Raw genomic sequence first — 9,079 nt, 5'->3', positions numbered from 1 at the left:
AGCTCAAGCACGAGAGTTATATTTCTGCGCAGCAACGCCTTTAGTGACCTGTAGGAGTGGTCAATTTTCATCTTAGCGGCCATGGCAACAACTTGCTTAATTAGTACATGGTTGCCGTTAGAGGCTCGTGCAGAAGACTCAAGGTTCCATGAAAAATTTAGCCACAGCCAAGAGTAGTCACCACAATGACCTTTAGAGTTTTGTCTAGAAAATAGTGTGGTGCCCTGTGGGCATCGTTGACCAAGCATGTAACATTAAATTAAAGGGAATCTGCTAATTGTCCGCTGCGAACTAGTTTCTGTTGGCACTGGTGTTAGCATCGTCATCTGCACTTGACAACAGTTATGATTGAACTCCTCGCTGCCCTGTCTGCTGCTGCTGCTGTGGGCGTTGGACGTATTGCATTGCCGCTGTTGTTGATTGGTCTTATGAGCGGCGACAACCTTTGGTACGAGGTACCGATTTTGAATGCGATCGCTCCCCCGATTGTGATTGGTGTGCTGGTGAGTTGGTCGCTGTTTGAGCTGCTAGCATCGACTCAACTGCTAGGGCAACGCATTTTGCAATTCGTGCAACTAGGCTTTAGCCCAATTGTCGGAGCCATTATGGGCGTGGCGATCGTTCAAGCTACAGACATTCCCAGTTGGCTGACTAGCATCATTGCTACAGTGTGTGCCTTACTAGCGCTTGTGATGCAATTGGTGCAGGTGGGTTGGTTTTATCGCCTGCGCGGGCTACCCCTTTGGGTCGTTTTGCTCCAAGATATGCTGTGTGTTGCGCTGGTGATTTTTGCCTTTCAAGAACCACAGCAAGGTGGCATTGTTGCGATGCTACTATTGTGGTTTGCGCTCCGTAGCTCAGTGGAATGGCGACGGTGGTATGTTGAGCAGGCAGATTCTCACCATCGTAATCAACCCCGTCGGTATAAACAAAATCCTGACTAAATCTAACTAAATCTAAATCTATGGTTTCAAGTACCACCAGTGCTGCTGGTCAAGTAGTTGAGTTTCGGCATGTGAGTTACCAGGTGGCTGCTCGTACCCTCCTTAGGGATCTGACCTTCCAAGTCTATAGGGGTGAAGTATTGGTGCTTCTGGGGCGCAGTGGTAGCGGTAAAACCACGACCATGAAACTGATTAATCACCTCTTGACACCGACTAGTGGTGAAGTCTGGGTACAGGGAAAACCAACGATCGCCTGGGATGCTATTCAGCTTCGACGACAGATTGGCTATGTGATTCAGGAAACTGGACTATTTCCCCATTTCACCATCGAACGGAATATAGGACTAGTTCCCACATTGTTAGGCTGGAAATCATTGCAGGTTAAAGCCCGTGTGCATGAGTTACTCCATATGGTAGGGCTAGATCCTAGTCAATTTGCTGATCGCTATCCCCATCAACTATCGGGGGGGCAGCGCCAGCGGGTCGGGGTTGCCCGTGCCTTGGCTGCAGATCCTCCCCTAATGCTAATGGATGAACCCTTTGCTGCTCTAGATCCCATTACCCGCCTAGACTTACAACGTCAGCTACAGCGCTTGCAAACTGCCTTGGGCAAAACGATCGTCTTTGTTACCCACGACATCCAAGAGGCCTTTCGCCTAGCTACTCGTATTGGCCTGATGCACAACGGTCAACTGATCGTATTGGGTACGCCAGAGGAGTTTTTAGCCTCACCTGAGCCAGAAGCGCAGGCATTTCTAGATTGTCTGCAAACCCGTGACAACGGGCTACCCTTGGCCTAATCCCCGCAGAAAGGTGCTGTTGCCGCCAGTCACCAATGCCCTAATGCTAGTCTAATGTTCTTGATAACTTCGTTCCCCTATGGTTTTCATCCCCAAATCATCTCATTCCATGGGCATCATGACTATATTGGTCAAGGGCCGATCGCTTTTCACACCCTTGGTAGCAATTTTAGCAGCGCTCTTGGTTGGAGCTGGGCTAATCAGCTTGGTAGGCGTGAATCCCCTTCGAGCCTATGGCATCCTCTTTACCGAATCATTGTTCAACTACTACGGTCTAGGCAACACTCTAACCAAGCTATCGCCACTCTTGTTTAGTAGCTTAGGGGTGCTAGTGGCCCTCCGGGCTGGGCAGTTCAACATTGGTGGTGAAGGACAAATCTATCTGGGGGGGCTGGGAAGTGCTCTTGTAGGGCTTTACGTAAAGGGATTACCCACTATCATTCACCTGCCGCTGGCTCTGGTAACTGGTTTTCTGTTTGGTGCCATCTGGGGATTTATACCGGGATATCTGAAGGCCGTGCGGGGTGTCAATGAAGTGATTACAACCTTGTTACTAAATTACATCGGGTTGAATCTGATTAGCTATCTGGTGCAAGGCCCACTGATGGAACCCAAGGCTCCTAGTCCCTTTAGTCCGTTGTTGGCACCGTCGGCATGGTTGCCCATTATCTTGCCCCAGAGCCAAGCCCATGCTGGGGTGATATTAGGTCTCGTGGCAGCGATCGTCCTCTGGATTGGTTTGCAAAAATCTGCCTTAGGCTACCAAATTGATGTTGTGGGTCGCAATCCAACGGCTGCTCGTTATGCGGGAATTTCAGTTGCGCGGACAATCGTACTGGCCCTAACCCTAGCAGGTGGACTAGCAGGACTAGCAGGTGCGGGTGAGGTCATGGGACTCAAGCATCGTCTGTTTGAAAAATTTTCGCCGGGTTATGGGTTCGATGCAATTGCGATTGCCTTTCTCAGTCGAGGTAGTGTTATTGGCGTGATCCTCACATCGCTATTTTTTGCTGCCTTGAATGGTGGTGCTAACGTTATGCAACGCAGTGCTGGAGTACCTGTCACCATTGTCTATGCTATCCAAGGGTTAACGGTACTGTTCATTGCCATAGGACTAGCCATTGAGCAACGCCTTGGGCAGGCTGACGGTGACTAACTACCATGCTAGTTGGTCAGGAATCAACAATCTTGATTTGAGCCGTTTGAATATTGTCAAACACACGGTTAATTTGTTGGCGATCGTCCTCTGAAAGACGCTGATTCGATAACATCGCCAAGGTCAGCGCCATATACTCCTGACGGGTGAGCTTGCCAGAGTTAATCACTTCACGAATCAGTTGTTGGATGTTGGGTAGCGATCGTTGTTGACCATCTTTAACCATGACCTTATCCCACTATTTGACCATAGCTGATTATGGTTCAGTAAAACCTGCTTGACTTATAGTTTAGTAAAACCTATAGGACAGGGTACAGCACTCGATCGTGGCAGCGTTGCGGGCAATTGGGGCAACATCTGAACACTGTCGCGATCGCCTCGAATCTGGTGTTGCCGAAACCGTCGTTGTCAGATGGCTTGTTCTCCTTTGGCAAGGCGTGAGGGCGATCGTTGTCATTGGTATGGCTCAGCTCTTGTAGGTTGGATTTCGCAAAGCCTCAACCTAACCTACAGTGATGGCGATCGCGCTAGTACAACCCGCATGTTAGATCTACAAGATTTCTCAGCCCTATAGCAGGAAGAACTATACCTCCGTCTAACTCTTCTTCAATTGCACGAACTCTGACAGCATTGCTTACCAGTGGCAATATTCATGGGATTTTGGCACGAAACTCTATAGCTGGGATGCTTGATTGATCAATTCATGGCTACTTTAGTGTTGACTATGACATTGTTCGGGATGTTGTAGTCAATAAAATCCCTACATTTGATATTGAGATTAGGCTAATGCTTAAACAAGCATCTCCATAATTCGAGCATCGGCAAAAATTAGTGGCATTTGCAGCAGCCCAACAGTTCAAATGTAGTGGACGGTTGAGAGCTACTGGTGCTAAGCTCTAGGCATCTGCTGCCGTTGACCCGAACCAGTATGTTGTTAGCCCTAGTAGAGGGTTTTTGATTGGGAAAGGGGAGCCTTATGTAACTAGTCGGCGGGGATATGACAGTTTTGGGTTGGGTGAGTTGCCTAACGTCAACTTAATAAGTCACCATCAGTTGCTGCATCTGACCTTGTGCTAGCTTTGCGACAAAGTTCTAGAGATAAGCAGTAATTCCATGTCAAGCTCAGGATCAATTTTTAAGAATGCTCGGTTCGAGGCAACTAGTAGTAGCGAAATTGTGTCTGTGGTAGGCACTTGTATTGGCTGTTTGGTTTTCGGTACTGTCCTTCCGCTTTTTGCTGGTTCCTCTTTCATCGGCTTGGGCAAATTTATTCAGGCTCTTGGTGCGTTCAGCATACTGCTTTTCATTCTCCACATCAAGCAGTATTCGGCTCAGTCTGGTACTTTTGCTGGCGAATGCCCTTACTGTGGAACACCTACCTTGCCTAACTTTCCGTTGAGGGTAGAGTCTCCCTACGTATCTACAGGCATGGATTGCCATAAGTGTCACAATCGAATCCTACTCAAAAATCGCAAGTTTTACCGGCTAGACCCGCCAAACCACTTGGATCGTAGGTTCACAGGAACTAAAGAAGGGATTGGGCTGGTGAGAACGGGCATAGTGGTCTCCTGCTTCTTGCCGATCGCTTTTGTGATAGGCATATTTTCGGGCATCTTCACCTTCAGTCTGTTAGGGTTCTTCACGCCTATCGTGCTCTGTCTTGGGATCAGCTTGGCAATGCAACTTAGGGGGGTATGGTTTTGCTTGCAAACCCCTGATTGCAATTTAGGTAGACAGTGGATTGTGGCTACGGCGTGGTTACAGGGAATTAGTTTGGTTCTGATCGTCCTGCAGGCTATTCTCAGAGAGGCTTCTTGGCTGAACCTACCCATTGGGGGCGTAATTTTTGCAGGTCAGCTTACTTTTCTCACCTACTTGGTAATGCTAGCTACCTTCCTCAAGCGTCCCGATTTAGCGAGCAATTTTAGGGAACTGCGTTTGGACAGCATTATCATATTTGTCGGCACAAGTGCAATCAATCTAGGATTGCCTTTCCTGAGGGATTATGAGATCCAGTTACTCATCCTATTGGGACTGCAAGGTGCAGCTTGCCTACGGCGCTATTTGCGCGAACTAAAATTACTCAAGTGGCACCTCGATAAAATTACAACTGGACAAAGCGCTTAAGGGAGATTTGCAGGGTTATTAGCGCTATCGCATCGGGGACTACAGAGTGATCTATTCATGATCTATTCAGTAGATGATCTTTTGGCGCAGGTGTTTATTGCGCTGATTGCCTAGCGTGGTGAAGCATGTGTAGGCATTGCGGGGCGAGAATTAAGCTGATGCAGAAACGCCCCATACCCCCCTTGCAGTGGGGGTACAGAGATATCGGTGGTAAAGCAAGGGTTTATTAGCTGCTGCTGAAGAGAGAGGTTAGTTCTCATCATCTCCCTGCAATGTGGGACTAATGTCGTCCTATGGGTTGTAGAGTCACCGGACTATTACTGTCCTAGTACTGTCCCAGGGCTTTAGATCGCTCGGTTGCTGCCATTACTGCCTGCATCAGGGCAGAGCGAAACCCTGCTTGTTCCAGGGCCAGAATGCCTGCGATCGTGGTACCACCGGGACTGGCAACCCGATCCTTCAGCTCTGCTGGGTGCATTCCAGATTGGTGCAGTAGTTGGGCAGTTCCCATGACGGTTTGTAGGGCTAGCCTAGCGGCGATCGCCCGCGGTAACCCAGCCGCCACTCCGCCGTCTGCTAGACTTTCCACCAGTAACGCTACATAGGCGGGGCCAGACCCAGAAAGACCAGTCACTGCATCCATAAGGGATTCTGGCACCTCAACTACATCGCCAGCGGCTGTTAACAAATGGTGGGCTTGTTGGCTATGGTCAGGTGTTGCCCAGCGGCCAGCCGCGATCGCTGTCATGCCTGCCCCCACGGTTGCTGGAGTATTTGGCATGGCTCTAATCACAGGACAGTCGGGAAACGCAGCTTCTAGCTTGTGTAGGGGGGTGCCTGCCAAAATTGAAACAACCAACGGCTTTTGAGCGACTGGCACAGCCGCTACTACTGGCGCTAACTCTGCACCTACGGCTGCAAACAGTTGGGGCTTGATAGCCAGGAAGATGATCGCTGCATCAGTAATGGCTGCTCGATTGTCATCCGTCACGTGCACTTGGTATCGAGTTGCTAACTCATGACGGCGCGCTGCTAGGGGATCACTGACCCATACTGCTGTAGGCTGCACCACGTTCTGCGCTAGCCAGCCTGACAGTAGTGCCTCTCCCATAACGCCCCCACCAATGAGTGCTAGCTGTTTGACCATAGGGTATACCTCAAAAAAAATCTCTGGCTCCAACAACCTGTGAGGTAACTATTGTGCCAGAGAGCAGGGTATATTGAGCAATTTGATGAGCCTATGCCATCCGCGCTGATGGTTCTGTGGTCCAGGCAGGGGTTGGAGCTGTAGCAGGGCGGGTAGGAGTCCGGGCTGGCTGAGGTGCTTCGTGGCTGACACCTGCCTGAGTGGTGACCTGCACACAGCTTGGAGTAAACAGGAAAATGCTCTCGCCAATACGCTCTTGGTGACCGTCGATCGCATAGGTGCCACCTGCAACAAAATCAACGGCGCGCTGGGCCTGATCAGGATCCATAACGTTTAGGTTCAAGACTACTGACTTGCGCTCTCGCAGAGCTTGAATCGCTTGGGGCATTTCTTCAAACGATCGTGGCTCCATCACCACCACCTCAGAAATCCCATTCACCGAACCAGGCATCCCAATTACATTACTCATAGATCCATTTCCACCTAACATTCCAACTTCACTGGCGGTCAAGGGAGAACGCTCCCGCAAACGACGACGAACCCGGCTATCTTCCTCAGGCATAGCTGCTGGTGCTGGGGGCTTCTGGGGATGTTGCTCACGATAGAGTTCCTGATATTCGTCTGCTTCAGGAGCTTCCTCATACTCATACTCTTCGTAATCAACTGGGTCATTTAGACCCACAAAGTCACGTAACTTGGTGAAGATACTACTCACTGCCTATGCTCCATCACTGCTAGGGGTTAACTAAACAAGGCTCTTTAAAGAACCACTATCCATTGCCTCAGCGGGCAGGATTATGGGTGTTGCTAAGAACCATGATTTTATCTAGAGGCTTGCAGAAAATCCGCAAGGTTTTTTATGACATTGCTAACAAACCACCTAAGGACATTGCCAAGGACATTGATTGCTAGCATTGAATCTTCTCTACACTCTAACCACACAACCCGGTAAGTTCAATACCATTTTTATGGTGCAGAACCTACCTTTGCCATTCGCAACAATCAAACTACACAGACAACCACCACCAAAAACAACTTACTTGCTTTGACAGTAACTCAATCCACAGCTTAACCAGCGAACAGAAACCACCAGCATAGCGGGATTTAACCCATCACTAGCCTTGGAATTGAGTCAGTAGTATAACACCAGATTTAAAAATTGAACCTTTTAGCTAGGTTAATTTTTTGTGCTGTAATCTGACTATTTGCGGTTCTTCCGGCAATCTAAAAATAAGTTATGGACAGTAGCCTCCAAGCCAAAAGATCATGGACAAGGGATTCTACTGCGTTGCTAGCTGCTATCAGTTCTAGCGCTTGCCTTGTGAAAGATGCAACAAAGTTCACACTAGTACTGCTCAATCAGGCTGATTTTTCCGAAAGAAAACCTTAAGAATTTCCTAATATCATGCAACTGACTTGGCTAGCGAATGAATTGGTGACTGACAGCTATTAACTAACAGCCATTAAATGACTGGCAGCCAATAGAATTGCCAGAATTGCCGTCATTCTAAGGAGGTCAACTTGGGGCCAAACTCCCTAGCTTGCAAACATAGCTATGGCTACGCTGGCACGCGCTTAATCGTCAGGTGTTTAACAGACGATCGCTACAGCCTATGTATTCTGGCTCAAAACTGCGCCAATGTCACAGGTGAATTTCAAATTAAACTATTCTTAAACTTGGTTATGGTGAAGACAACAGCAATTAGCTAGCGTTTTGTAATGATTGCTGGGTGCTAACAGCTATCACAGGTTCAGCACTGGTCACAGGAGTGACGATCGCACCCCGATAGCTAGTCTGTTGATAGGTTTGCAATCCTTGGCGAGTTGCCGCTAGGCTACAGGTTAGGGTGATGTTGTCGTGGTCAAGTAAGCCCACGATGCGGTCAGGGTTGCTGCGGTCTACAACGGGCAGTTGGTGCAACCCACGCGATGCCATGCGGTCAAGGGCAGTCGCTAGGGACTCATCCCGGTATGTATGGATCACATCTGTTGTGCAAATAGTGCCCAGGTCAGGCAAATCTGGTACCAGAGCTTCTGGGGAATTGGCTAGCGCACCAGTAGTCTGGATAATTCGGCTGAGGGCACGATCCACATCTTGAAGAGTCACAATGCCACGCAGCCTACCATGGCTATCAGTCACGAGGGCACTATGGGCATGGTAGCTCAGCAAGATTTGACCCACTTCCACAATAGACATGGTTTGTGGCAGTATCAGGACGTTAACTTGCATGGCTTCCTCTACACGCAGTTGGTGTAGCAACTCTTGGCGGTAGTCACGGTCAACATTAACCCCCATCTGCTGCAAATTCAACCCTGTGGCCATGGGTTTTAGGTAGTCCACTAGCCATACACTCAGCCCCACAGCCGCCATTAGTGGCAAGACAATGCGGTAGTCACGGGTGAGTTCAAACAGTAGCAAGATTGAGGTCAGAGGCGCACGCACACTACCTGCTAAGACAGCAGCCATCCCAACCATGGCATAGGCAGGGGGAGCAGCAATGCTAACACTGTCAGGCAAGAGGATCTGTAAAACCTTGCCGTAGGAGGCCCCTAGGGCTGATCCCAGAAAAAGAGCTGGGGCATAGATGCCACCCACCAGTCCACTGCCAGAGCTGACCGCCGTAACAATTAGCTTCGTGACCAGCAAGATAACTAGCAACGGCAGAGAGAATTCCACATCGCGGAGAATGGCCTCGATCGTCTCATAGCCAACCCCCATAATCTGAGGAAATCCTAGAGCAGTGATGCCCACTACTGCGCCGCCCATGATTGGATGCAGAGCACGAGGAATTTGACCCAGCCACGTTAGGGGTGCCACTTGTCCGCCAAAGCAGGATTGGGCTAGCTTGATTGTCTGGGTAAAGGTGATAGAGACAAGGCTAGCCAGCAGACCCAAGCCAAGATA

General features: G+C 49.3%; 9 protein-coding genes. 5 read left to right on the top strand and 4 right to left on the bottom strand.

Annotation, left to right across the window (positions count from 1 at the left end):
* Nucleotides 1-344: 344 nt before the first annotated feature.
* The 3 genes from NZ772_08375 to NZ772_08365 all read left to right on the top strand — a co-directional run bounded on the left by NZ772_08375 (nucleotide 345) and on the right by NZ772_08365 (nucleotide 2,900).
* Nucleotides 345-944, top strand: a complete 600-nt coding sequence (locus tag NZ772_08375) for a DUF4126 domain-containing protein (protein ID MCS6813568.1) — start codon at nucleotides 345-347, stop codon at nucleotides 942-944.
* Between the two features lie 20 nt (nucleotides 945-964).
* Entirely contained in the window at nucleotides 965-1,744 is a 780-nt protein-coding gene (locus NZ772_08370) for an ATP-binding cassette domain-containing protein (protein ID MCS6813567.1), read from the top strand.
* A 118-nt stretch (nucleotides 1,745-1,862) separates the two neighbouring features.
* Nucleotides 1,863-2,900: an ABC transporter permease gene (locus NZ772_08365; GenBank protein ID MCS6813566.1), complete on the top strand. Its 1,038-nt coding sequence runs from the start codon at nucleotides 1,863-1,865 to the stop codon at nucleotides 2,898-2,900.
* A 16-nt stretch (nucleotides 2,901-2,916) separates the two neighbouring features.
* Here NZ772_08365 and NZ772_08360 read toward each other — a convergent pair whose 3' ends face one another.
* Complete coding sequence (locus NZ772_08360; GenBank protein ID MCS6813565.1) at nucleotides 2,917-3,126, bottom strand: hypothetical protein; 210 nt, start codon at nucleotides 3,124-3,126, stop codon at nucleotides 2,917-2,919.
* 100 nt (nucleotides 3,127-3,226) lie between these two features.
* On the opposite strand from NZ772_08360, the gene NZ772_08355 reads away from it, so the two are divergent.
* Nucleotides 3,227-3,379: a hypothetical protein gene (locus NZ772_08355; protein ID MCS6813564.1), complete on the top strand. Its 153-nt coding sequence runs from the start codon at nucleotides 3,227-3,229 to the stop codon at nucleotides 3,377-3,379.
* A gap of 901 nt (nucleotides 3,380-4,280) precedes the next feature.
* Nucleotides 4,281-5,027, top strand: coding sequence for a hypothetical protein (locus tag NZ772_08350; GenBank protein MCS6813563.1), 747 nt, complete (start codon nucleotides 4,281-4,283; stop codon nucleotides 5,025-5,027).
* A 325-nt stretch (nucleotides 5,028-5,352) separates the two neighbouring features.
* Here NZ772_08350 and proC read toward each other — a convergent pair whose 3' ends face one another.
* The 3 genes from proC to NZ772_08335 form a co-directional block, all read right to left on the bottom strand.
* Nucleotides 5,353-6,174 carry a pyrroline-5-carboxylate reductase gene (gene proC, locus NZ772_08345; GenBank protein MCS6813562.1) on the bottom strand — a complete coding sequence of 274 codons (822 nt, stop codon included), beginning with the start codon at nucleotides 6,172-6,174 and terminating at the stop codon, nucleotides 5,353-5,355.
* Between the two features lie 91 nt (nucleotides 6,175-6,265).
* The gene (locus tag NZ772_08340) at nucleotides 6,266-6,889 is read right to left on the bottom strand and encodes a cell division protein SepF (GenBank protein MCS6813561.1); all 624 of its coding nucleotides are present in this window, start codon (nucleotides 6,887-6,889) and stop codon (nucleotides 6,266-6,268) included.
* 987 nt (nucleotides 6,890-7,876) lie between these two features.
* The coding region (locus NZ772_08335) for a chloride channel protein (GenBank protein ID MCS6813560.1) at nucleotides 7,877-9,079 on the bottom strand (1,203 nt) is incomplete at its 5' end.

Source organism: Cyanobacteriota bacterium, from assembly GCA_025054735.1.
In the GTDB taxonomy this organism is placed as follows: Bacteria; Cyanobacteriota; Cyanobacteriia; order SKYG9; family SKYG9; genus SKYG9.
Note: the sequence above shows the minus strand (reverse complement) of the source record. Positions and strands in the feature narration are given on the sequence as shown.

Bases quoted from the DNA above. Each gene is read 5' to 3' on its own strand.
- NZ772_08360 (MCS6813565.1), bottom strand. From the start codon at position 3,126: ATGGTTAAAGATGGTCAACAACGATCGCTACCCAACATCCAACAACTG.
- NZ772_08370 (MCS6813567.1), top strand. From the start codon at position 965: ATGGTTTCAAGTACCACCAGTGCTGCTGGTCAAGTAGTTGAGTTTCGG.
- proC (MCS6813562.1), bottom strand. From the start codon at position 6,174: ATGGTCAAACAGCTAGCACTCATTGGTGGGGGCGTTATGGGAGAGGCA.
- NZ772_08375 (MCS6813568.1), top strand. From the start codon at position 345: ATGATTGAACTCCTCGCTGCCCTGTCTGCTGCTGCTGCTGTGGGCGTT.
- NZ772_08365 (MCS6813566.1), top strand. From the start codon at position 1,863: ATGACTATATTGGTCAAGGGCCGATCGCTTTTCACACCCTTGGTAGCA.